This is a genomic window from Asaia astilbis JCM 15831 (assembly GCF_000613845.1).
In the GTDB taxonomy this organism is placed as follows: domain Bacteria; phylum Pseudomonadota; class Alphaproteobacteria; order Acetobacterales; family Acetobacteraceae; genus Asaia; species Asaia astilbis.
Window position 1 is genome coordinate 102,877 of the sequence record NZ_BAJT01000003.1, and the last position, 23,716, is coordinate 126,592.

Genomic DNA, 23,716 nt, shown 5'->3' on the forward strand with positions numbered 1-23,716 from the left:
TACATTTAAAGTAACAAATAAGATCAAAAAAGTCAATGCCTGATGATTGTTGACTGGCATCGCTCACTCTTCACTTGAAGAAGGAACGTGCGCTGATCTCGCTATTTCGTTGTGGAATTCTTCAAAGGCGTTTCGCTACGCCGACCATATTCAGGCGGGCCTAAATAAATTGCCCGCTATGATGCTGAGTGGGGAGAGAACCTCGTCTGACAAGATGGGCTCCAGCTATGCCCCGTCGACGACAGGCTAATTCCGAGAAAACCGGAAATCGCGTGCTTGTGAGGATCAACGTCTGAGAGGGAGTAACTTAATATTCGATGCGTCATTGCCGTGAGGCGACATTCGGCGGATATTTTCTGTCTCGAAGGCGGCAACGATGCCGCAGAGCTTTGGAGGTCCGGGCGGGAATCGAACCCACATTCGCGGATTTGCAGTCCGCTACATCACCATTCTGCCACCGGACCAGTTGGTGTGCCCGCTATATCTCTTTCTGCAGCCCTCGGGTCAAGAGGGTATCGTTGCCTTCTGAAAGATTTAAGAAGAAATTTCCGTCATTGGCCAAATATGCCATAGGAGTGCTCGGAGTGCCTTTCTAACGGATGGGCGATCTCTGTGGTTACGTCATCTCGGCGCCGTCGTCACTCGAAAGGGCATCCATGAAGCGCGAACATTCCATGGTCTATACTTCACTAAGCGTGGGCCTTGTTGTTCTTCTGAAGAGCACGACTGTGCTGGCCCAGACTTATGACGGCAAGGGGTCGCCCGAATTCATTCCGCATACCTTGCAAGAAGCTCTTTCAACGGCATATCTGACGAATCCGACCCTTCAACAGGAACGCGCCAAGCTGCGTGCCGCAGATGAGCAGGTTCCCACGGCTCTCGCAGGTTGGCGGCCAAAAATCGCAGGGCAGGCGGCTCTGACCTATTACCAAGGCGTGAATGCCTACGGCGCTCAAGGAGCGGAGCCTGGTTCGAGCTTCGGAACACCTGCTTATAATCGTTCCTACGCGACGCCTGGATATACCGGGGGTGTCACCATCACCCAGAATCTCTATCAGGGTGGAAAAACGACCGCGCAGACCCATCAGGCGGTCAATACGGTCATGGCCGAACGTGCCCAGCTGATCGACACCGAACAACAGGTTTTTACCGACGTTGTGTCTGCCTATCTTGGTGTCGTTCGAGGCGAGCAGATCCTTCAGATCAACATCAATAACGAACATGTTCTCGAAGAGCAGCTCAAGGCCACTCAGGATCGTTTCGAGCAGGGTGAAATTACGCGCACTGACGTTGCCCAGGCGCAGGCTGCGCTGGCTTCGGCTAAGGCGTCCCGGCAGCAGGGTGAAGGCACCTTGCGTGCAGCGCAGGCAACCTATCTGCAGGTTGTCGGGGTTCCGCCCGCACCAAATCTTGTGGCGCCTCAGCCGCTCTCTTTGCCAGTCAAGGCAGAGCGCGATGCTGTCTCCGAGGCCACGCGCAACAATCCGACGATCATCAATGCCTTGTTCACAGAGGCTAGCCAGAAGGATAATTTTTCTGTCCAGCTGGCGGAAATTCTACCGAAAATCTCGGCGCAACTTGGATATTCCTACGTCAAGAACCAGGGTTACGGCCGTATGGTGACAGATAATAAGTATGGATCCATCAATTTCGATGTCCCGATCTATCAAGGCGGTATGGAATACGCGGCAGTGAGACAGGCGCGTCAGCAATATCTTGCGGCCCGTCGTGCTGTGGATATCGCGCGCCGCGCTTCCGCCCAGTCTGCCTCAGCCAACTGGCAACAACTCCAATCTTACAAGGATTCCATCTCAAGCAATCGCACGGCTATTGCGGCTAACGTGATCGCGCTCGATGGTGTGGAGCGTCAGGCGATTGTCGGGACGAGTTCGACACTCGAGGTTCTGCAACAGCAGCAGACGCTTCTTCAGGCGCAGACAGCTCTCGTGCAGAATCTGAGTGGTCTGGTTCAGTCGTCTTATGCTGTGGCTGCGGCCATGGGACGTTTGACTGCGGCAGATCTGAAGCTCGACGTGCCGCTTTATGACGAAAAAGCCTACTACAAGGCGGTCAAGGACCGTCTCTGGGGCATCAATGACTATGCGGTCAGTCAGCCGGGACGCTGAGCCTTTAGAGCCAAGCCCTTAGTACCTGCGGCAAGAAGAAGCCCCGGACAGGGCTGATCTCGGTATGAGATCAGCCTCCTTCGGGTTCTGCCTTATGGGAGCATGATCCGATAGAGGACTGCCTGCCTACCAGTCTTGAAACTTTCTGCTCATCTGGTCATACGCTTCGCGTCTGAAATGCGGCGTTTCCTCCTCCTTGCTTGTGCTGCCATGAAGTCCTTCCAGTTTCACTGGAGCGCTCGAAGAGGTAGACTACGTCGCCCACAAGACGATGACTGCGAAGCGCCTCGGCGACGCAGGACCAGACAGGTGACAGGAAGACGATGCTCGAAAAGACCTTTGATCCCGCGGCATGTGAAGCCCGCCTCTACGCACAGTGGGAGGAAGCGGGTCTTTTCGCGGCGCATCCGGATGCGTCCGGCGATGCCTATTCGATCATGTTCCCGCCACCGAATGTCACTGGCACTCTGCATTTCGGCCACGCGCTCGATTTCGTTCTCCAGGACATCCTGATTCGCTGGAAACGTCTGGAAGGCGCCAATGTACTTTGGCAGCCCGGTACCGATCACGCTGGTATCGCCACCCAGATGGTGGTTGAGCGCGTGCTCGACAAGGAAGGTCTGAGCCGCAAGGAAATGGGACGCGAGAAATTTGTCGAGCGTGTCTGGGAATGGAAAGAGCAGTCCGGCGGGCAGATCATCAAGCAGCTGCGCACTCTGGGGGCTTCAGCCGATTGGGAGCGTGAGCGCTTCACGATGGATGAGGGCCTGTCACGCGCGGTGCAGGAGGTGTTTGTCACCCTGCATCAGCAAGGCTGATTTACCGTGCCAAGCGTCTGGTCAACTGGGACCCGTCCTTCCGCTCTGCCATTTCCGATCTGGAAGTTGAGAACCGCGAGACCAAGGGATCGATGTGGTATCTGCGCTACCCGATCGAGGGTGGCGGCACGATTGTGGTAGGGACAACGCGTCCTGAGACGATGCTGGGCGATACCGCTGTCGCCGTGCATCCTGAAGACGAGCGCTATACCGCACTGATTGGCAAGTTCGTCACACTGCCTTTGACGGGGCGCCGTATCCCGATCGTTGCCGATACCTATTCCGATCCGGAGAAGGGCAGCGGCGCGGTGAAAATCACGCCGGGTCATGACTTCAACGATTTCGAAGTTGGCAAGCGCAACGAGTTGCCGATGCCGAGCATCCTCGATGAGACAGCGTCGATCTGGCTCGATGAAATTGCCCATGAGCTCCGCGACATCGACGGGCTCTCCTCGATCGATTTCGTGCGGTCTCTGGAGGGAATGGATCGTCTCGAAGCGCGCAAGCGCATCATCGAAGAGCTCGAGCGCCTTGAGCATATCGAGAAGATCGAACCCCACACGCTTCAGGTGCCCTATGCCGAACGTGGCGGCGCCATTGTTGAGCCGCGTCTCACCGAGCAGTGGTATTGCGATGCGGCGACACTTGCTCAGCCTGCCATCAAGGCGGTCGAGGAGGGGCGTATTCGCTTCGAGCCGCAACAATGGGAAAACACGTATTTCGCGTGGATGCGGGACATCCAGCCCTGGTGCATCAGCCGTCAGCTTTGGTGGGGGCATCGTATCCCGGCCTGGTACGGCCCGGAGGGTAGCGTCTTCGTTGCCCGCACCGAAGATGAGGCACTGGCTCAGGCGCGGGCGCAATTCGGTGCCGATGTCAGCCTGACCCGTGACGAAGACGTGCTGGATACCTGGTTCAGCTCGGCACTCTGGCCGTTCACCACACTTGGCTGGCCCGACAAGACAGCGGAGCTGGCGCGGTATTATCCGACCAGCACGCTGGTCACCGGCTTCGACATTATCTTCTTCTGGGTTGCCCGGATGATGATGATGGGGCTGCACTTCATGGATGATGTGCCGTTCCGTACAGTGTTGATCCATGGTCTGGTGCGCGATGAGCGCGGTCAGAAAATGTCCAAGAGCAAGGGCAATGGGCTCGATCCGCTCGATCTCGTGGCCGAGTTCGGTGCGGATGCGACGCGCATGGCGATCTGTGCCCTGACCGGTCCGGGACGTGACATCAAATTCGGTCGCAAGCGGGTGGAGGATTATCGGACCTTCATCACCAAGATCTGGAATGCGGCACGCTTTTGCGAAATGAACGGCGTCAAGCCCGTCGAAGGCTTCGATCCCGCGCAGGTTCAAAGCGTTCTGGGCCGCTGGCTGCTGGATGAGACCGCCAAGGCGGCTTCCGCAGCCAAAGCAGCGCTCGATTCCTATCGTTTCGACGAATTTGCAGGCACCTGCTACCGCTTCGTGTGGAACGTCTTCTGCGACTGGTTCCTCGAGCTGGCCAAACCGGCCTTTGCTGCAGAAAACACGCCCGAGCAGGCAGAGATCAAGGCCGTGACGGCGCATGTTCTGGGCACGATCCTGAAAATGATGCACCCCGTCATTCCGTTCGTAACCGAGGAGCTCTGGCAGTCCTTCGGCTATGGTGGCAGCGTTGCACAATCGGCCTGGCCGGTCGCGGTAGCTCCCCAGAATGCACAGGCTGCCTCGCAGGAGATGGATTGGGTGATCCGTCTCATTGGCGAGATCCGCACCATTCGAGCCGAAATGAATATTCCGCCGGCTCAGCTCGTGCCTGTGCTCCTGCGCGATGCGGCACCGGAGAGTCTGGCGCGTGCAGAGCGCTGGGCGGCTGTCATCGGGCGTATGGCGCGTGTCGACTCAGTCGCAGCCCTTCAGGGCGAGCCTCCCAAGGCGGCGGCGCTGACGGTGATCGACGAGGCGACCCTCGTTCTGCCGCTGGAAGGACTGATCGATATCGGTGCAGAAATCGAGCGCCTCAAGAAAGAAATCGACCGTCTTGGCAAGGAAATCGACAAGGTTGAGCGCAAGCTGGGCAATGCTGATTTCGTAGCGCGAGCCAAACCGGAAGTCGTCGAGGAAAATCGCGACCGTCTGACCAGCTTCACCCATGACCGGGCCCGTCTTCAGGCCGCTTTGGCCCGTTTGTCGGCAGCCTGATCGTCTCTCTTCAAAGGGGCAGCTTGCAAAAGCTGCCCCTGATTTTTTCAGTAATGTCCGCGCAGCGTGAAGCTGAACGTGCGAGGCTGACCGTAAATCATGCCGTCATAGAATCCCACCTGACGGACGAAGGTCTTGTCGGTCAGATTGGTGATATTGCCTGTCAGATCGAGGCCTTTCATGAGGCGATAACGCGCCATGAGATTGACCAGCGTGTAGCCGTTCATGGTCAGGTTTGACGCGTCGTATTTGCCGTTACCAAGTGGGCGTCCCGGATTGGTCGACCATTGAGTGCTGGTCTGACTGGAGATCCCGCCGCCGATCATCAGGTGTTTCAGGCGTCCGTGGAACGTGTAACTCGTGGTCAGACGGACGAGATGTCGAGGGTCCTGACGATAGCTGAGACCCCTGACGTCGAGATAGCTATAGCCAAAAAGTACGTTCCACCCCGGCAGGATTTCGCCCGACGCATCGAAATCGACGCCCTGGGATTTGACCCCGTTGACGGATTCATAGACCGACTCTCCGGTTTGCCAGTTTGTCGCTCCCGTTGCCTGAGCGACATTGTTTTGTCGGTTCATGTAAAAGGCGAGGGTCGTATTCAGACGACCGCCATAGAAGGCACCCTTGATCCCTGTTTCATAACTCTGACCCGTGACAGGATTGAGAGGCTGGTTATCCGCATCGCGCAGCTGGGATTGCGGCGTGAAGACGTTGGTATAGCTGCCATAGAGCGAAAAGTTTTTGCTGAAGTCGTAAACCGCTCCCGCATAAGGCGTCAGGACACCGTTCTGGCGACCTGTTCCTTTCTGGCCTGAGTAGACATTGGCCTTGGTATAGGTGCCACTATACGCTTCGTAGGTGCTGACACGGCCTCCTAAAATCAGGGACAAGCCCTTGGCCAGCACGAAACGACCCGAGGCATAGGCGCCGTAGTTGCGCGTGACATCGACCTGACGAGCTTGGTACGATGGGTCTGATAATTCGGGTAGTCACCATTCCATGTGCGCCAGTCATCGATGGGCAGGCCCGCTGCCCGATACTGGCAGCCATTGAACGGGGTTACGCCTGCGATCGAGCAGTTTCCAAGTGCTTTGCTGAAGGTATATTGGGTCAATTCATCATTATAGCCGTTGAAGCCGAAAACAAGCTGGTGCGTGTGACCGAAGGCGCGCACAGGGCCGCCAATATGAACATCGGCGTTATCGCGTGAATCCCTGAACTCGGAGTGGATTGCGTTCAGATACCCGCCCGTTCCATCCTGATTCCAGAATCCCGCATAACCTCCGACATTTCTGGCCGCATTATTGACCTTGGCGATGCCGAGATTGTTGTAGGAGCTGCCCTCGGTGCGCATGTAGCCGACTTTGAGGTGCCACTCCCCACCGAAGCTGTGATCGTAATTGGCGAAAGCCGTATATTGATCGCGAAGGGCAGTGCTCCAGTTCGCGACCGGGTTCGTGCTGCGCGGCAGATTCGTCGGTGTGCCATCGGCAAACCAGATCGGAACATTCGCCCCCCAGGACGCACCGTCATTACGCGTGCGTTCGTATTGAAACCCGTAATTCAACGTATCACGTGGCGAGAAGGTGACCGTATAATTGGCCAGAGCGCCGATACGGTTGACATGCTCACGCACACGGAATGTGTCCGTGTCGTCCCAAGAGAACACGTAGCGGCTGCGGACCGAGCCGGATCGTGTGATCGGAACATTGACATCAGCCATGACGCGTCGCCCGTTCCAGTTGCCGAGCCGCAGCAGGCCCGTTGCAGAGAACTTTTTCATAGGGGCTTTGCGTTGCAGATAGATCGTTGCCGAGGGATCTCCGGTACCGCCAAGAAGTCCATTCGCGCCCCGGACAATCTGGGCGTTCTCGTACAGATCCATGTTCATCGATGATCCAACACCGCCGAAGCTTGAGGAGGCGTCGATCTGCATTCCGTCGATTTTATAGTTGGTGATATCGAAGCCACGCGCGCGATAGGTCGTGCGACCCGCATTGTCGTTCGAGTAGGATGACACACCGGGCGCCGTTCCAAGGACGTCATCAAGGGTATTGATCTGCTGGTCATCCATAAGCTGACGCGAGATGACCGTGACCGTCTGGGGTGTTTCACGAAGACTAAGGGGCAAGCCGGTGGACGTGCTTGTCTCGGAGATCGTGTAGCTGCCTTTTTCCCAGCCATGCCCATGAACATTGATGTGCTCGGCATGTTTCCTGCGACGCTCCGCGTCACCCTCGTGGTGGTCCCTCTCACCATGATGGCCATGTCGCTTGGCGCGTTGTTTTTCCTTGTCGGAGGATCCTGTCCGCGTTTGTTCCGCCCCTGCTTTAGTAGCCGAGCCTTGTTCTGCGAGGGCAAGAGAAGGAGAGAGGATTGCCAGGCCTGTGCCCAGCGTCAGGAGACGACGCCAGTCAGTCTTAATGATCACGTCCGATTATCCGCTTTCAAAAGATAGTAAGAATTATTCGCAACGGACGCGTAGCCATTTATGGCCGGTATTGGAATTCACAAAAAAGATACGTTTCGAGATTTATCGAAACGTCGGTGATGAAATGTTCCGGTTTCAGGCGGTCTGCGCGAAAAAGAGAAGGCTCTGGCCTACTTAAAGGCGAGGGTGTTTCCGCAGGTGCCAGCTACTCTAGATCCGATCTCAGGGGAGGCAGTGGACGCTAGATCTACTCGCGATCAAGCAGACCTCGGGAAGCGGAGAGCGATCTTCGGGAGCGCAAAGAGCAGTGTTTTTAGTCACGTCGACTTGCGGCCGATCTTATTGCGAAGGATTATCACCTTCTTTAGTGCAAGGGGACGTTTTCCCTGCCAAGATCAATGCCCTGCCGATGGTGAAGCCATGTTGTCGCGTTTTTTGAGCCTGCTGCCCCGAAGATCGAAGCGCCGTCTTCGAGGGCGCGGATCGATCCCGGACCTGCCTGAGGCCATAGAACAGATCCGTGTTCGAGCGCTTCAGGGTCATGTGAGTGAGCAGGTGCGCTGGGGCGATATCCTGCTCAAGAGTATCTACCTGCCGCCAGACCCGGTGCGGGCGCGCCAATGGTACGACATCGCTTCAGCCGCGGGGTATGCGCCGGCGCTGAACATGCTCGGACGATGTCACCATTTCGGATGGGGAGGTCCGATCGATTATGACGAGGCGGCAAAGCATTACGCCAAGGCTGCGGAGCTGGGTGATCTTTGGGGGAATTATAATCTGGCCATCATGACAATGCGCGGCATTGGAATGGAGGTCGATTTACCGCGCGCTCTCGTCTTGTTTCGCAGCGGTGCAGAGCGGGGACATGCGAAGTCGATGAACCTTCTGGCACGCTTTATCGAAGAGGGGTGGCACACACCGCGCGACCCGGCGCTGGCACTCGATTGGTATCGACGTTCTGCCGAAGGCGGTGATTATCGGGGGCAGCATAATTTCGCGACGGCATTGTTCGCAATGGGGCGCCAGGACGAAGCCTTTGACTGGTGGGACAAGGCGGTTAACGAGGCGACTTCCGACATTCTGCTGGCGATGCAGCGTCATATGCAGCCATTGAGTGGCCCGCGCGCGGATCGATTGCTGGAGCAGATATCCCGGCGTCTTGAAGAGCTTGGCGTCCCATCGCAGATGACGACGTAAAATACGATCAGGTGCAGAGAGGCGTGAGGTGTCGAGGTCTCGGACATCACCTGTCGCGAATCAGCAACACAAAGACATAAACATACAGAATGCGATTGCGAACCGATTGCAGCACTTTGTCACGAAAGTTAGGAATTGCTCTCAATTCCATCGTGGAGACTGCGTTTGTCCGTGAAATGGGTTCGCCCTTCTTACCCCGTATCCTTGCTGGCTGGCATGACGCTCGCCTGCACCGTTGCTCACGCCCAATCGACGCAGAAAGACACGGATAGCGTTCCTCCCAAGAAACCGAAGGAGGCCGTGCGTCGCGCCGATACGAAGACGAAAGCAGACAAGCCCAAGGCAGAGTCAGTCGACGGCAATACCGAGAACTTCGTAGTGCATGGCTCGGTCATGAACATTCTGCACGAGCCGATCGGTATTGGTCGTATGCCGGATGACATCATGCACACCCCTCAGACTGTGAATGCCGTGCCACAGGTTCTGATGCAGCAGCAGAACGTGAAGTCGCTGGACGAGGCGCTTCGTAACGTGCCCGGGATTACGGCATCGGTCGGGGAAGGTGAGGGGGGCATGGCAGGCGATCAGTTTTTGATTCGTGGCTTTGCCGCTCAGAACGACATCTACGAAAACGGGCTTCGTGATTTTGGTGTCTATACGCGCGACAGTTTCGATTACGACCATATCTCGGTTATCAAAGGCCCGTCTTCCGAGGTTTTCGGTAACGGAACCACGGGAGGCGCGATTAATATTACGACGAAAGTCGCTCACCTCGGCGATAGTTATAACGCCCAGTTTCTGGTGGGTCCGGTGAGTATTACCGTGGCACTCTGGATGTGAACAAGCAGATCGGTGAGTCCACCGCCGTGCGTATTACCGGCATGGGTAATGAGAATAATGTCGTCGGCCGCGATGATATCTATTCCCATCGGTGGGGGCTGGCACCCTCCATCGGCGTCGGACTGGGAAAGAAGACCAGCTTCACGCTTGAGTATTTCCATCAATCTGACAACCGCATTCCCGATTACGGCGTGCCGGTCATTACCAAACCGGGCACCACGATCGGTCGACCGGCGACGGAATATGGGCTCAATCGGCATAGCTGGTATGGCACAAATTATGATCAGGACGTGTCGAACGTGAATATGCTCACGGCGCGCCTCAGCTCGGAAATCAGCAAGCATCTGACGATATCGGACGACCTGCGCGGCGGTCTTTACGATCGTTATTTCTCGTCGTCTCAGCCTGGCTGCGATGCGACCTGCACGAAGCTGTTTTTCACAAACCCTTCTCAGGCGCAGATCAATCGACGCGGTCATCTCGGGGGGCCGGAACCCTATCAGCAGAATGACTGGTCGGTGCAGAATGTCTTCTCTGCGCGTGCCAATTTCAAAACCGGGTCGATCCGTCATCAGATCATTGCTGGTTGGGATGTCGAGCATATTTATGATCGCCGGACGAATTATGCCTACAATTTCAACGGGCAGAATGGCACGCGTACTGACACCACCAGCATGATCGACCCGTCTCATGTTCAGCCCGGATTATTACTTGGTGGGCTTGGCCAGTATCAGGGTAATCTGGTCAATCTCTCGGGCGGGGCCGGTCGTAAGCTGTACAAAACCGGCGATGCGACAGATGTCGGTGCTTTTCTGTCAGAGCAGATGTGGCTGGCACCCTGGTTTTCGATCCGTGGTGGGTTTCGCTGGGATCACTGGAACAGCCATTACGCCGCGACCGAAGGGTCGACACTTGCGGATACACGTCTGTCGCAGCAGCAGAATACGCTCAATCCGACGGTCAGCCTGATGTACACGCCCAGCGACGACACGATGGTCTATTTTAATTGGGCGAGATCGACCACACCGCTTGGCCTCTACGTGACAAACAGCGCTGAGCCGTTGAAAACCTCAACCGAGGGTTTCAGGCCTGAGCGGGCGAGCCTCTACGAAATCGGGATCAAGCAACAGTTTCTGCATGGACGCCTAGGGGCAACGGCATCGCTTTTCCGTCTGGAAAAAGGCAATGCGATCATGACCGATCCCTCGACCGGAAGCGTCTCCTCATCGGGGGACACGCAGCGCAATCAAGGCGTCGAATTGAGCCTCTCCGGGCAGATCACCCGTAATTGGAGCCTGATCGGCACTTATGCTTATTACGATGCGACGACGACCGGCTCTCTGACGGCCGCTGATATCGGCAAGCGGATCCAGTTCGCGCCAAAAAACATGGCGACCATCTGGAGCACGTATACAATCGCGCCTGACAAGCCCTGGAATCTGAGTTTTGGCGGTGGACTGACTTGGCGTGACGCCGTCTGGCTGGATGCTGCCAATACAGCCAAGGTGCCCCACACCACGGAGTGGGACGCGATGGTCTCACACATGATTGGACATCGCTGGCGTCTGGCCCTCAACGGTTACAACCTCGCCAATCGACTGAATTATTCGAACATGTTCAGCGATCGTGCGACGCCGTCAGTAGGACGGACATTTCTGGGAAGTCTGTCTTTTACATATTGATCCCGCGTTTTAGAGAAGATTTCGAGGTCATTTCGACGTGACGACGCTCCGGCTTGATTGGCCGGAGCATTTTTTTTAAGCCATATTTTATGGGTTTGAGTGTCAGAAGCGGCTGGAAGGCATTCATCGTCTCAAAGCTGCAAAATACAGGCGGCGGAATAAGGAGTGTTCCGAGTTTTTCGGCGTTCTGACGACGCCACTGATGAACCTCCATGCGGAGCACGTCTTTCTGCGATCTTGGAATATGACGATAGCGATAGCCATAAGTCGCATGGAACATGAATGTCATGAGATCATCCGGACGAAACGAAATGGCTTCAGCCAGTTGCCGTCGCAGATCATAAAGTGCGGTCGCCATTGCCGCATTGGCCGGACGTAACGGGACCCCGACCAGAGGCGCATGAAACCGATCGGCATCGATCTCCATCTCTATTTTTTCCGGAATATCGAACCGTCTCGCAGCCAGCCGATCTCGGATGAGCAGGCTGTATCGGGTATCGATGTCGTCTCCGGAATGCCTGTAGGCCAGTTTTTCTTTGCTTTTTGCTCGGCATCGACCCCGCCCAGAAGAGTCATATGGTAGCTGGAAGGCGAGGTGAGAGCGATGAAACTGGACCAGTCCCGCTGGATCAGATCGTGTAATTCGAGCATCGCGCGTGCGAGCGGATCAGCCTCGCCGAACGGGCAGATGATGGTGTTCCCGGGCCAAAAAAGAGGCGTGCCGGTTGCATCGAATTTCCCCTGACGGTCGCCTCCCTGAGGTCTTGTTGCTGAAGCGCAGAATGGTTGATCTGTTCCAGGGTGAGGGAGTGGACTGGCACCCCCCGCAAGGATTGCCCCTAGACCGAGCAGAACGGAGCGGCGTCGTGGCAAACGAAGTTCAGAGGAAAAAGAAGGACAACACATATAACAGGTCTCGCCTATGCGCCGCGGAAAGGGCGATCCTCTCTCGGTGAAGAGCCTCTATATCATGTCAAACCATGAGTATTTTATATCTAAATATGAATATATTTCCATGATGATAATGAACCCTATCCAGATGCTTCTAGAGAAGGGGTAAAACAATGCAGAACTGATAAGTGATTTGTGGACGTTTATAAATAAAAAATAAAATCATATAATATAATACCTAAAAAACAATAAGACAAAGACAAATAAATATCCTATATTTTTCTTTACAAGAATATTACAAAAAATATATTTAAGTATAGCTAATTTATTTTTTCTATTTCAAGGGTCCATCAATCACAATATTGTCAATAAGGCATCGCCGTTATTGAGGTAACAGGGAACTGTACCCATAAAATTCTAGATTATCCGAATTTGACTGTCGGATGGCTGCACATTGATTTCCTTTCGATCACGCTTGGTCGGATAGTTCTTTTTTTGCAAACAAGGAAGCGAAGACATGACCCGCAACGACTCCCGCCCTGCACAAACTGTCGTTGTTGATAGCGGTGTCGTGACGCCCGATGCGAGAAACGAAGCCGAACAGACAGAGCAAGACGCTCCCGGAAGTAATTCACGTCATTCTTCGGAAAAGAAACCAGGTTCCAAGCAGTCGTCTGCTGATAAACGGGGTCCAAATAGCGAAAACATAAGCAACACCGAACTGTTTCGTTCGATCGGAGCTGTCCCTAGCCGCGACGGTGCGATCATTGCGAATGACTTTTCCTTAAGTGGCGATGGCAATGTCGTCTCGAGTGGTAGCACGATAATTGTCTCCTCTGCCGTTGCTTCAGGTATCACGGTGCAAAACGGTGGGAGCGCTCTCGTGCAGGCAGGAGGGGCGGCGATCAATTTCGTGGCCTCGGGTTCTCAGGCACTCGTTGCGACCTACGGCAGTGGCCTCTCAGCTGCCGTTACGTCAAGCCTTTCTCTTCTCGATGGCGCCAGGCAAGATGTCGGCGCTCTTCGTGAGGACGACGGTATCGTTTTCCGGGGTTCGGCGATGGCAGATAGAACCCATATTGGTCTCAATGCGTCTCAGTGGGTCGGTTCTGGTGGAACGGTTCTCGGGAGCGTTGTCTCTTCTGGTGGAACACTCCTTCTGAGTGCTGGCGGAACAGGGGAGAACGCCGTTGTCCTGACGGATGGTCGAGTTGAGGTTGCTGCAGGAGCGATCCTCAATGGCGCCACGGTTTCGGGCACGAGTGCCTACGTCGCGACTTATGGCAGCGGCAGTGTCTACGCAGTGACAAGCGATGTGGTTCTGCAGGATGATGCCCGGCAGGACGTGGGGGCCTTGTTTCCCGACAAAACTGCCACCGGACCAGCCAATGCTTATCGTACCCAGATCGGGAACGGAACCTATCAGTGGGTGGCCTCAGGTGGCACCGCCACTCAGAGCCTTGTGTCGAGCGGCGGTACTCTAGAGGTCAAGGGAGATGGCTACAGTAGAGATGCGAGCGTGGGCTTGGGCGGAACTGCAGTTGTCGAAGAAGGCGGAACCGTCACGAACACAAGCGTCACCAGTGGTGGGACGTTGGGAATCTGGAACGGCGGTGTTGGGGTAAACGATACGATTGCGGCAGGAGGCGTCGGCATCGTCCATAGTGGCGGTACGGAAATTTTATCAGGGGGAAGTGCGTCTCGCATCACTGTAGAAGGTGGCGGAAATGCGTATGTGCAGGCAGGAGGCACAGCGCTCGATTTCGTTGCTTCGGGCTCTCAGGCATATGTAGCGACGTATGGGAGCGGTGTCTCCGCTGCTGTCACATCGAACCTTACCCTTCTTGACGGTGCCAGGCAGGATGTGGGCGCTTTGTTTGGAGATAAGGGGATTGCGTCTCGTGGTCCGGCGATCACGCATGACACGCATGTCGGTACGAATGCGTATCAATGGGTCGGTTCTGGTGGAACGGTTCTCGGGAGCGTTGTCTCTTCTGGTGGAACACTCCTTCTGAGTGCTGGCGGAACAGGGGAGAACGCCGTCGTCCTGACGGACGGTCGAGTTGAGGTTGCTGCAGGAGCAACCCTCAATGGCGCCATGGTTTCGGGCACGAGTGCCTACGTCGCGACTTATGGCAGCGGCAGTGTCTACGCAGTGACAAGCGATGTGGTTCTACAGGATGGTGCCCGGCAGGATGTAGGGGCCCTGTTTCCCAACAAGACCGCCACCGGACCAGCCCACGCGTATCGAACCCAGATCGGGAAAGGAACCTATCAGTGGGTGGCCTCAGGTGGCACTGCCACTCAGAGCCTTGTGTCGGACGGTGGCCGGCTCCTCGTTTCGGCGGTACGGCAGTTGTAGCCGATGGCGGTGTTCTGAAGAACACGATCGTCTCAAGCGGCGGTACACTTGAAATCTGGAACGGAGGCGTAGGGTTAAACGGCACGATTGCGGAGGGAGGCATTGGTGTCGTCAGTTCGGGAGGGACGGAACTCGTCTCTGACGGCAGCGCTTCAGGTCTGGTTCTCCAGACAGGAGCGCTTGCGCTGGTACAGGCTGGTGGCACCGCCATGGACTTCACTGCTTCTGGTGCGGTTCGTATTGCGACTTACGGAAGTGGGAATGTTTCTGCCGTAACGTCAAATCTGCGTTTGACAGCTGGCGCATGGCAAGACGTCGGTGTGGAATGGGACACGAAATCGTATGGGCCAGCTTTGGCCAACGATACCCGTATCGATGCGGGCTCCTATCAGCTTGTCGTCTCTTCCGGTATAGCGTCTCGAAGTGTGGCGTCTGCAGGTGGAACGATCCGCATCGACTCTGGTGGGCTCGGTCGCGAGGCTCATGTTCTTACAGGCGGTATTGCCGTCGTTTCCGGAGGCGGAGTAGTTGAAGGCGGCGTAATCGACGCGGGGGGGACACTTCGCGGCCTTTCTGGAGCGCTTTTGCGCGGAAATGTCGTTGGAAGCGGTGTGGTTTCCGGCGGAACCATCGATGCGCAAGGAAAGCTGGAAATTAGCTCGGGGGGGAGTGTTCAGGCTCCGGTGATTGCTTCCGGCGGATCGTTGCAGGTCGATCAGGGCGGGAAGCTCTTGGGGGTGGCGAATATTAGCCGGGTGGTGCGGCAACACTGGATTGTGGCGCTGGCGGTACCGTCAATCTGGGCGGAAATGGGTTCAGCCGGTTGACGCTCACGGGGACGACAAGTCCAACGTCGATCATTTCCGGGTTTAACGGCAACAACCCGGGTTCCTCCGATCAGATCATTCTGCGCGATATCCCAAAATCGGATATTCTTGGAGTGTCATATCCGGGACCAGATCTTGTTGAATTTACGCTCAAAGGAAATCGAAAACTGACCCTCAACGTTCCGGGTGTGCAAAAATTTGGTTTCGACCTAGCTGACGGGGCCGGAAACTCGACCATTTTCTCGGTCTGTTTTCTTGAGGGTACACTCATCAGAACCCCGCGAGGCGAGCAGGCTATCGAGACGCTTAACGTTGGCGATTCGGTTTTCGTCTATCATCGGGGACAAGAAGAAATACAACGTGTCGGTTGGATCGGACATCGTCAAATTGATGAAGAGATGACCTCCACTTTCGGCCCGACGCAGTATCCCGTGCGTATCAAAGCACATGCCTTTGCGGAAAACGTTCCTTATAAGGACCTTCTGGTCACCCCTGAACATTGCCTGTTCATCGACGGTGCTCTGGTACCTGCCCGAATGATCGTCAATAACAAAACGATTTATCATGATCAGAAATTAAAGACGTATCAGTATTTCCATATCGAGACAAACACTCACTCTGTTGTCTCAGCAGATGGGATGCTCTGTGAGAGCTATCTTGATACAGGGAACCGGGATGGACTCACGACCCGCAACGCGGATGCACCCCTGACATCCGTCAATGAGACGGACGTCGCCGAGAGGAAGATGGCAGCCAGGCTTGAGGTTTTACGGTCCTTTGTTGAACCAATCTGGCGGAGATTAGCGCAGCGAGCTGGCATCGAACCGACGTCGAAAACACATCATAACCCGGAGCCTGTCGTGCATTTATGCACCGAAGCGGGGGAGCGTATTCTACCGACCCGGATTAGTGATGCGCGTTATGTTTTCACAGTGCCTGGCGATGCCGAGATTGTCTATCTTTGCTCGCAATCGGCAAAGCCCAGTGAGCAGATTGGTCCTTTTGTGGATGATCGACGAGAGTTGGGTGTTCTTGTGGGAGATGTGAATTTATTCAGTCCTCAAGGGTCCACTGCCATCGATGTACGTTATTTCCTCAAGCATGCTCGTGGTTGGCATGCCGTGAAGCCAGAACAGCGTCGCTGGACCAATGGCCGCGGCGTGTTGCCAATCGGAGCGTCGAGCGGAAGCCGGGTTTTATCTGTCCAAATTCTGGCAGCAGGATCGCACCCATAAATGATAAGAACCTGATGGAATTACGTTTTCTGTTTTTACAGGGACGAAATTTCAAGCTCTGAACAGGGTTGTCTCTCTCCGCCTCAGGCTTCAGAGCTTTTGGGGATCGCGGCTCTTTCCTTTGCCTGCTCGCGAACCTGTTGCAGCAGGGCCGTCAGAGCAGGCGATTTCTGATGACGTGAGGAGTAATAGAGAAAATAGGGCTCGAAGCTGTATCGGTGCTCGGCGAGCACTTCGATCAGCGTCCCATCTTTGAAATGCGGTGCGTAAAAAGCAACAGGCAACCAACAAAGCCCCATGCCTTCAAGACAGGCTTTTCGGGCCTGGAAGATGCTTGAAAAGACGAGGCTCTGTTTGGGCTTGCACATCAATTCTGCTGAATCGAGCATGAACCGCCAATTAAAGATTTCGCCATTTGTTGGCAGGCGCATGCAGATCGATTTGAAAGAAGCAACGTCATGAGGAGAGGTGGGAACGCCAAAGCGGCTCAGAAAATCCGGGCTCGCCGCCAGAGTCATGGTATTTTCGCAGCCAACCTCGATCCCGATCATATCCTTGGAAACAAGCTTGCCGCGGCGGATCCCGACATCGCTATTGTCACGTGCCAGATCAACGCGTGCGTAGTCGCTGATGGCTTCGACCCTTATTTCCGGATGTCGTTGCGTCAAGCGGGTAATGAGAGGCCATAGGACCGTCTCGATCGCGAAATCGTCGGCCGTAACCCTTAGCGTTCCACGAATTTCTCCTTGATCGTCATGCATTTTGCTCAGACCGTGCGCGATCCGCTCGAGTGCGGGCTCGAGTTCGTTGAGCAAGGTCGAGCCGGACTCAGTGAGAGAGAGACTGCGTGTCGTTCTGTGGAAAAGTCTGATTCCCAGGCGCTTCTCCAGGCCGCGAATGGTCTGGCTCAATGCAGATTGAGAGACATTCATTGCAGCGGCCGCACGTGTAAAATTGCCTTCCTTCGCGACGACGGCAAAGGCGTTGAGATCCGGCAGAGATTCTTTCATGGCACTCCCTTGCTGCATCTGTCGGTGCCGAAGAGGCTTTCTCCGTTACGAGGGAAAGCAGTAATTTTTTGGCAAAATGCATAGTTAAAAAATCACGTGGGCGATTGCTCGCTACCCACAACGTGGGTAGAGAAGAGCGGATCAACCGTGAGCCGATATTTAATATTTTGGATAGGCGTACCGGTGCCCTGTTTTCAGGCCGCAATTTCTATAGAGAGAATACGGCTTTCGTTCTGTAAATGAGATCCCAGAAAGATCGCGGCGTTACCACTCGTCCAGCGCAGAGAGCCAGGTTCAACCTGGTGCCAGCCGTGTCCCATTGCCTCGTCTGAACTCAGATCGATTTCGCGCGTGCTCTTCGAAGAATAGAGAGACACCTCCCCGACAAGCACACCGAGAGACCGCCTGTCATCGACCAAGGGCCGATATCCCGGGACGGACAATGCACATCCGAAACAAGCCTTACGGACGAAACCTCTCCAGTAAGACAGAAAATATGTCTCTTGCCGGAGATACGCGAAGGGGTGAGGCGCCTTCCATCCTGAGTGACGAGATGAAGGTCATTTCTGGATTGTGAGGCTGTAGCAGAGATGTCCGCCAATCCTGCACGTTGAGCCAGGCGGTCCCAGATCTTTTTGACGAAAACCGCATCGACATTGAGTGGCGCGGCCATCGCTCCGTCCGGATGTGTTTCATGGTCCTGCAGCTGTTCCGATGCGGCTTCGAAAACGGTGCCTGGGTCGAAGGTCGAGCGGTTCCCTCGATCGAGATAGCTTTCGCTGAAAAGGCCATCGGATTGAAGCAGGGAATGCGTTTCGGTCTCGATGTGATGGTAGGTGTAGGTCGTGAGAGTTCGGTCGTGCTGAACGGAGTGTCCGTTCACGAGCATGCGGGCAGGAACCAGGCAACCGTCGACGAAGAGACAATGCTCTGGCGTCACGAGCAGGTCTTTGAACGGTTGACCGGGCGCGAAAGCATGAGCCTTTATTCGAACCGGGTAAGATTCCAGCTCCCTATTCTCGTCCTTGCGTTGGATGACGGATTTTTGTCCTGTCCAGACAATTTTCTGGATACTTTCAACACCGTCATGGAAGACGAAGACGTCATCTCCGGCTTTGAGGTTCTCCACGGGCTGATCGCCAAAAGGCGTGGTAATTAAGGTGCCGCTCAGAAAGCAGACCTCGAAAATGGTCGAGCCATCAGGGGCTGAATCAAGGGAGAAGCCATGTTTTTTCACCCCAGGGACCGTGAGGGTGATCGTTTCGCCGTTCCTGTAGAGTGAACGCGACGTGATCGACGTCGGGGTAATCCACTTTCATGATGTCCGCACGCGGTATATCGCGCAGAACGATCTGATCGGAGGCGTCCTTCCTGGCACCGTTGAACCCGGATATCACGAGTTTCGGATTGGTGCGCCCGGTTACGATAAGTCGAGCATAGCCATCCTGCGCGAGATCGACTGTTCCGCTGACGGAGGCATCGACAGTTGCATGCCCACCGACTTGCAAGAAGACACCGTTGGAGATCCTGCCTCCTGGATCGATGTGAATCGAGCCTCCCGAGGCGACGACGATCTGGGACGCGACACCGCCGCTGGTGATGTCAACGACACCCTGATCGATGATCGTTCCCCCTCCGATATAGCCCGCCACGTCGATATGGCCACCAAGGCGACCGCCAGCGGCTTTGACGACACCCAGATCTTCGACGACGCCCCCAGACAGGGAGCCTCCAGGTTGGATTTCGACATTTCCCGCGCCAGCTACGGCGGCGTTCAGGGCGGTTCCGCCACTGATGACCATCATCAGCCCGCTTGAGCCAACTGATGTGTCTGCGGCTGTGCCGTTGCTATAAACGTACTGGCGGCCGCCTGTGTGAGTTTTGTACCCGTAGCGAACCCCAATGAACCTGTCCCGGTCTTGCCGTTATGGGCCACGTCCTGCCAACCGTTACCAGTGACAAGAGCATCGACCGATGTGGCGCCATCGCCTTCAACGCAAATATAGCCTCCGTTGGCAATCTGATTGAAACCGGTCCCGCCGCTTCCGATTGCGATAACCCCGGTATTGTCCTGGTTGTCGAAACCGTCACCGAACACCGTGACTCCTGAACCACTGCCGAGCGTGACCGTTTCGGTGGCGTTTCGCTGCACCGTGGCGCTTCCGCCTGCTGCGGCGACCGTATTGTGGCTTGATCCCCATGACTCCACATTCATGGACCCACCGGCAGAGACCTGTGTCTGATCTGCCTTGCCGTTCGCGAGGATATTCTGCGAGCCGCCCGAACTTACAATGGTCTGGATGGCCACGGCATCCTGATCGACAAATTGCTTGCCCGCATTGACAAGGGTGGTCCTGATGGCAGTCCCGCCACCATGTGCGTCCGTTCGGTTATTGAGCCCGACATCCTGCCAGCCTCCGGCCGTGACAATTGCGCCTTCAGAAAAAGCGTTCTGCCCTTGCACGGACAGATAGCCTCCCGAAATAACGGCGTCGGTGCTGGTTGCGCCACCCTGGACAATCAGCGCACCTTCCCATTTTTCGTCTTTGCCATGAAAGCCTCGTCCCCAGGCTGTCGCGCCCGATGCCACACCACCGCTGAAAAGTGTTGAAGAAGCGCCCGAGGCGATTTGGGATTTATTGGCGGTGCCGCCAGAGTAGACGAACTGGTTTGTCCCCTCGGAGAGTTTCGTGCCGTAGGCGACGCCGTAGGAATGTGTGCTGGTTCGTCGATTATAAGCGACGTCCTGCCACCCATAATTCGTAATGACGGCGTCGATTGACGTCGCCCCATCGCCTTCGACCGCAAGGTAACCGCCCATGATATGTTCGTTGAAGGCTGTTCCACCGCTGCCGACTGACAGGAAGCCCGCACCATCCTGATTACCGAACCCGTTGCCCCAGACGGTTACCCCCGAGCCGGTACCTGCGGTGACTGTTTCCGTCGCATTTCCCTCAATACGAGCGGTTCCTCCATTTTCCACGACAGTATTGTGGCTCGACGCCCAGTTATGGACGGTCATCGACCTCCGGCTGCGACATAGCTGTGGTCTGCTTTTCCGCCGACCTGGACTTCCTGGGAGCCTCCCGAGCCAATAGTCGTGTGGGTGGCAAGGCCGCCGTCGTCCACATATTGCTTGCCACCGCTGACGAGGGTGGTCTTGCGTGCAACACCGCCGCCGCGTTCGCTCGTTCTGTTATTGAGTCCGACATCCTGCCAGCCATTTGCTGTGATGATGGCACCTTCGGACAGAGCGTCTTGTCCCTGAACGCTAAGGTAGCCGCCCGAAACGACGGCTGCGATGCTGCTTGCTCCGCCCTGGACGATAACAGCACCGTCATTCGTCCCTTCCTGTCCGTAGAAGCCGTCACCCCACGCGGTCGCTCCTGACGTTACACCGCCTCCGGAGATGACGGCCGTTGCGCCGGAACTGACCAGCGAGCCCGTGGCGGTGCCTCCAGAATGGACAAATTGTTTGGCACCAGCGCCTAACGACGTCCCCGTTGCTAGACCGCCACCACCACCGGAGCTTGTTGTTCTATTGAAAGCAACATCCTGCCAGGCGCCATGGGTCAGGGCTGTGTCCTGCGCAACAGCGCCTTCGCCCTGCACAGACATGTAATCGCCTGAGAGCTGCGCGCCACTGCAGGTATTCCCACTGGTGACGAATAGATTATCGGCGTTGTCAGGGTCGTCGAACCCGCCACCCGCTCTTGCGATCGAACGGGAGAAAGACAGAGATGCATGTTTTGAGGCGGATGTTCCGGTCATGATAGGGCTCCATAAGCCTGGTTATCAGTGACCGTTGGCAAGGCTGATGAAATTCAGAGAACTGTCCACGAAGAGAGTGAGGTACTCACGTTATCGTGATGTCTTATTTCAAACTTTTTCTCTGAATTTGACCGCGAAACAAAGCCATTACTCATGTTCTTTTGTCGAACCAAAGTCACTTTATTATTGCGACTTGTTTATTGGCTTGTTTGCGCGATAAAAACCGGCCTGATTCAGCATGCCTCATAAGAAATTCTAATGAATGAAAGGCACAAAAAAGGCTCTCCTTTAAAACAGGAGAGCCCGCTGTAAAATCAGTTTCGACGGGTGATCTGCGCGAGATCCCGCACAGCGCCATTGGCGGCGCTTGTGGTCAAAAGGCCATAGGCCCGCAGGGCAGGGGAGACTTCCCGGATGCGATCCGGTGTCCAGGCGTCGGTACCGCGCGCTTCCATCTGTTCGCGACGCTCGGCGAGGACCGCATCGTCGACGAGAGCGCGCAAGATGCGGTTCGGGATGTCGATTTCAATCTGATCGCCTTCCTCAAGCAGGCCAATCAGACCGCCTTCTGCGGCTTCCGGCGAGATGTGACCGATCGATAGGCCCGAACTGCCACCCGAAAAGCGTCCATCGGTGATGAGGCACAGGTCTCGGCTAGCCCCTTCGATTTCAGGTAGCTTGTCGGGTAGAGCATTTCCTGCATGCCGGGGCCGCCCTTCGGCCCTTCATACCGGATCACCACCACGTCCCCATCGACGATCTTGTTGGCCAGAATACCGGCGACGGCATCTTCCTGACTTTCGAACACGCGGGCGCGTCCTGTGAAGGTCAGCAGGCTGTTGACCACCCCAGCCGTTTTTACGATGGCGCCTGCCTCGGCCAGATTGCCGTAAAGCACGGCCAGACCGCCATCCTGGGAGAAAGCATGCTCGCGATCCCGCAACACGCCGTTTTGGCGGTCGGTATCCAGCTCGTAATAGCGGCTAGACTGTGAAAAAGCCTCTGTCGTCCTCACGCCGCCCGGCGCAGCAAGGAAGCGGGTTTTTGCCTGCTCATCGCCTTCGAGCACGTCCCATTTCGTAAGGGCTTCCTTCATGCTTGGCGCGTGGACGGTGTGGGCCGTCGTGTCGATCAAACCGCAACGGTTGAGTTCGGCGAGAATGGCGGGAATACCGCCAGCACGGTGAACGTCTTCCATGTGCACATTGGCTTTGGCAGGCGCGACCTTGCACAAATTGGGCACCTTGCGCGACAGGCGATCGATATCGGCCATATGGAAATCGACCCCGGCCTCCCGTGCGGCTGCCAGAAGATGCAGCACGGTGTTGGTCGAGCCACCCATGGCGATATCCAGCGTCATGGCGTTTTCAAATGCTGCCTTGGTCGCGATGCTGCGCGGCAGAGCAGTTGCGTCATCCTGCTCATACCAACGGCGAGCCAGAGAGACGACCAGTCGGCCTGCTTCAAGAAACAGCTCACGGCGATCGGCATGTGTGGCCAGAAGACTGCCATTGCCGGGCAGGGAGAGGCCCAGAGCCTCGGTCAGGCAGTTCATCGAATTAGCTGTGAACATGCCCGAGCACGAGCCACAGGTCGGACAGGCCGATCGCTCGATGGCTTCGGATTCCGCATCCGTCACTTTCGGGTTTGCCGCAGCGACCATGGAATCGACCAGGTCGAGTTTGCGGTTGATGCCGGGACCGTCGAGCTTGCCTGCTTCCATCGGGCCGCCGGAAACAAACACGACCGGAATATTCAGGCGCAGCGAGGCCATCAGCATGCCCGGCGTGATCTTGTCGCAATTGCTGATGCAGACCAGCGCATCGGCGCAATGGGCGTTGACCATATATTCGATGGAATCGGCGATCAGCTCGCGAGAGGGCAAGCTGTAGAGCATGCCTCCGTGACCCATGGCGATGCCGTCATCGACCGCAATCGTGTTGAATTCGCGCGCGATGCCACCGGCCTCAGCAATCGCACCGCCCACAAGCGCGCCCATATCCTTGAGATGCACATGACCTGGCACGAACTGAGTGAAGGAGTTGGCAACGGCAATGATAGGCTTGCCGAAATCCTTATCCGTCATGCCCGTAGCGCGCCACAGGCGCGGGCACCGGCCATGTTACGGCCATGGGTGGTAGTGCGGGAACGATAGGCGGGCATGACACTGATCCGGAACTGATGGAGGAAGCGGGCGAGTTGCGCATGAAATGCAATAGCAAGCGGCCCGTAGGCGTATTTTTATTACCCTGTGCGAAATAACGTGGCCAATCGCTTGCCGCAAGGGGAAGTCTGATCAATCATCCCCGCCTTGCTAAGCCGTTCAAGGAA

Annotated in this window: 14 protein-coding genes, 1 tRNA gene and 3 pseudogenes; 7 read left to right on the plus strand and 11 right to left on the minus strand. The window is 56.0% G+C overall.

The genetic code is table 11. The features are described from left to right. Positions 1 to 390: 390 nt before the first annotated feature. Positions 391 to 464 (minus strand) — tRNA-Cys (locus JCM15831_RS03180). A gap of 210 nt (positions 465 to 674) precedes the next feature. Here JCM15831_RS03180 and JCM15831_RS03185 point away from each other — a divergent pair. Together JCM15831_RS03185 and JCM15831_RS16270 are read left to right on the plus strand one after the other, a co-directional pair. Next, the gene (locus JCM15831_RS03185) at positions 675 to 2,126 is read left to right on the plus strand and encodes a TolC family outer membrane protein (RefSeq protein WP_051528295.1); all 1,452 of its coding nucleotides are present in this window, start codon (positions 675 to 677) and stop codon (positions 2,124 to 2,126) included. 323 nt (positions 2,127 to 2,449) lie between these two features. Next, positions 2,450 to 5,136 (plus strand): annotated as a pseudogene (locus tag JCM15831_RS16270) (valine--tRNA ligase). A gap of 47 nt (positions 5,137 to 5,183) precedes the next feature. On the opposite strand, the gene JCM15831_RS19895 reads toward JCM15831_RS16270, so the two are convergent. Both JCM15831_RS19895 and JCM15831_RS19900 read right to left on the minus strand, forming a co-directional pair. After that, positions 5,184 to 6,044 (minus strand): TonB-dependent siderophore receptor, encoded by an 861-nt coding sequence (locus tag JCM15831_RS19895; protein ID WP_051528274.1) that lies wholly within the window; start codon positions 6,042 to 6,044, stop codon positions 5,184 to 5,186. Then, on the minus strand, positions 6,020 to 7,570 hold the full coding sequence (locus JCM15831_RS19900; RefSeq protein ID WP_051528275.1) for a TonB-dependent siderophore receptor: 1,551 nt from the start codon (positions 7,568 to 7,570) through the stop codon (positions 6,020 to 6,022). The genes JCM15831_RS19895 and JCM15831_RS19900 overlap by 25 nt, the downstream gene beginning before the upstream one ends. 420 nt (positions 7,571 to 7,990) lie before the next feature. Between JCM15831_RS19900 and JCM15831_RS03200 the strand changes: the two genes are divergently transcribed. Further along, complete coding sequence (locus JCM15831_RS03200) at positions 7,991 to 8,767, plus strand: tetratricopeptide repeat protein (RefSeq protein WP_025822665.1); 777 nt, start codon at positions 7,991 to 7,993, stop codon at positions 8,765 to 8,767. A gap of 216 nt (positions 8,768 to 8,983) precedes the next feature. After that, positions 8,984 to 11,289: pseudogene (locus JCM15831_RS16280) on the plus strand (TonB-dependent receptor). Here the strand turns inward: JCM15831_RS16280 and JCM15831_RS03210 are convergent. Both JCM15831_RS03210 and JCM15831_RS03215 read right to left on the minus strand, forming a co-directional pair. Then, positions 11,279 to 11,716 carry a hypothetical protein gene (locus JCM15831_RS03210; RefSeq protein ID WP_025822667.1) on the minus strand — a complete coding sequence of 146 codons (438 nt, stop codon included), beginning with the start codon at positions 11,714 to 11,716 and terminating at the stop codon, positions 11,279 to 11,281. The pseudogene JCM15831_RS16280 and the gene JCM15831_RS03210 sit on opposite strands and share 11 nt — an antisense overlap. Before the next feature lie 2 nt (positions 11,717 to 11,718). Then, on the minus strand, positions 11,719 to 12,162 hold the full coding sequence (locus JCM15831_RS03215) for a DUF1868 domain-containing protein (protein ID WP_025822669.1): 444 nt from the start codon (positions 12,160 to 12,162) through the stop codon (positions 11,719 to 11,721). A gap of 535 nt (positions 12,163 to 12,697) precedes the next feature. On the opposite strand from JCM15831_RS03215, the gene JCM15831_RS03225 reads away from it, so the two are divergent. Genes JCM15831_RS03225 through JCM15831_RS03235 form a run of 3 tightly spaced genes read left to right on the plus strand, consistent with a single transcriptional unit; the run spans position 12,698 to position 16,604 of the window. After that, positions 12,698 to 14,542 (plus strand): hypothetical protein, encoded by a 1,845-nt coding sequence (locus tag JCM15831_RS03225; RefSeq protein ID WP_025822671.1) that lies wholly within the window; start codon positions 12,698 to 12,700, stop codon positions 14,540 to 14,542. Further along, positions 14,458 to 15,369, plus strand: a complete 912-nt coding sequence (locus JCM15831_RS03230) for a hypothetical protein (RefSeq protein WP_084490528.1) — start codon at positions 14,458 to 14,460, stop codon at positions 15,367 to 15,369. The genes JCM15831_RS03225 and JCM15831_RS03230 overlap by 85 nt, the downstream gene beginning before the upstream one ends. Continuing rightward, positions 15,366 to 16,604 carry a Hint domain-containing protein gene (locus tag JCM15831_RS03235; RefSeq protein WP_025822675.1) on the plus strand — a complete coding sequence of 413 codons (1,239 nt, stop codon included), beginning with the start codon at positions 15,366 to 15,368 and terminating at the stop codon, positions 16,602 to 16,604. The genes JCM15831_RS03230 and JCM15831_RS03235 overlap by 4 nt, the downstream gene beginning before the upstream one ends. Positions 16,605 to 16,687: 83 nt before the next feature. Here JCM15831_RS03235 and JCM15831_RS03240 read toward each other — a convergent pair whose 3' ends face one another. The 6 genes and pseudogenes from JCM15831_RS03240 to ilvD all read right to left on the minus strand — a co-directional run bounded on the left by JCM15831_RS03240 (position 16,688) and on the right by ilvD (position 23,548). After that, the gene (locus tag JCM15831_RS03240; protein ID WP_025822677.1) at positions 16,688 to 17,614 is read right to left on the minus strand and encodes a LysR family transcriptional regulator; all 927 of its coding nucleotides are present in this window, start codon (positions 17,612 to 17,614) and stop codon (positions 16,688 to 16,690) included. 334 nt (positions 17,615 to 17,948) lie between these two features. Beyond that, positions 17,949 to 18,851 carry a Hint domain-containing protein gene (locus JCM15831_RS20810; protein WP_198024225.1) on the minus strand — a complete coding sequence of 301 codons (903 nt, stop codon included), beginning with the start codon at positions 18,849 to 18,851 and terminating at the stop codon, positions 17,949 to 17,951. Further along, complete coding sequence (locus JCM15831_RS03255; protein WP_025822682.1) at positions 18,826 to 19,419, minus strand: hypothetical protein; 594 nt, start codon at positions 19,417 to 19,419, stop codon at positions 18,826 to 18,828. The genes JCM15831_RS20810 and JCM15831_RS03255 overlap by 26 nt, the downstream gene beginning before the upstream one ends. Next, positions 19,419 to 20,636: an AIDA repeat-containing protein gene (locus JCM15831_RS03260; protein WP_025822684.1), complete on the minus strand. Its 1,218-nt coding sequence runs from the start codon at positions 20,634 to 20,636 to the stop codon at positions 19,419 to 19,421. The genes JCM15831_RS03255 and JCM15831_RS03260 overlap by 1 nt, the downstream gene beginning before the upstream one ends. Then, positions 20,633 to 21,385 carry an AIDA repeat-containing protein gene (locus JCM15831_RS03265; RefSeq protein WP_025822686.1) on the minus strand — a complete coding sequence of 251 codons (753 nt, stop codon included), beginning with the start codon at positions 21,383 to 21,385 and terminating at the stop codon, positions 20,633 to 20,635. The genes JCM15831_RS03260 and JCM15831_RS03265 overlap by 4 nt, the downstream gene beginning before the upstream one ends. A 314-nt stretch (positions 21,386 to 21,699) precedes the next feature. Beyond that, a pseudogene (ilvD, locus tag JCM15831_RS16290) lies at positions 21,700 to 23,548 on the minus strand (dihydroxy-acid dehydratase). Positions 23,549 to 23,716 lie beyond the last annotated feature (168 nt).

Bases quoted from the DNA above. Each gene is read 5' to 3' on its own strand.
- JCM15831_RS03260 (WP_025822684.1), bottom strand. From the start codon at position 20,636: ATGACCGTCCATAACTGGGCGTCGAGCCACAATACTGTCGTGGAAAAT.
- JCM15831_RS03225 (WP_025822671.1), top strand. From the start codon at position 12,698: ATGACCCGCAACGACTCCCGCCCTGCACAAACTGTCGTTGTTGATAGC.
- JCM15831_RS03185 (WP_051528295.1), top strand. From the start codon at position 675: ATGGTCTATACTTCACTAAGCGTGGGCCTTGTTGTTCTTCTGAAGAGC.
- JCM15831_RS03240 (WP_025822677.1), bottom strand. From the start codon at position 17,614: ATGAAAGAATCTCTGCCGGATCTCAACGCCTTTGCCGTCGTCGCGAAG.
- JCM15831_RS03265 (WP_025822686.1), bottom strand. From the start codon at position 21,385: ATGACCGGAACATCCGCCTCAAAACATGCATCTCTGTCTTTCTCCCGT.
- JCM15831_RS03200 (WP_025822665.1), top strand. From the start codon at position 7,991: ATGTTGTCGCGTTTTTTGAGCCTGCTGCCCCGAAGATCGAAGCGCCGT.
- JCM15831_RS03255 (WP_025822682.1), bottom strand. From the start codon at position 19,419: ATGATGGTCATCAGTGGCGGAACCGCCCTGAACGCCGCCGTAGCTGGC.
- JCM15831_RS03210 (WP_025822667.1), bottom strand. From the start codon at position 11,716: ATGGAGATCGATGCCGATCGGTTTCATGCGCCTCTGGTCGGGGTCCCG.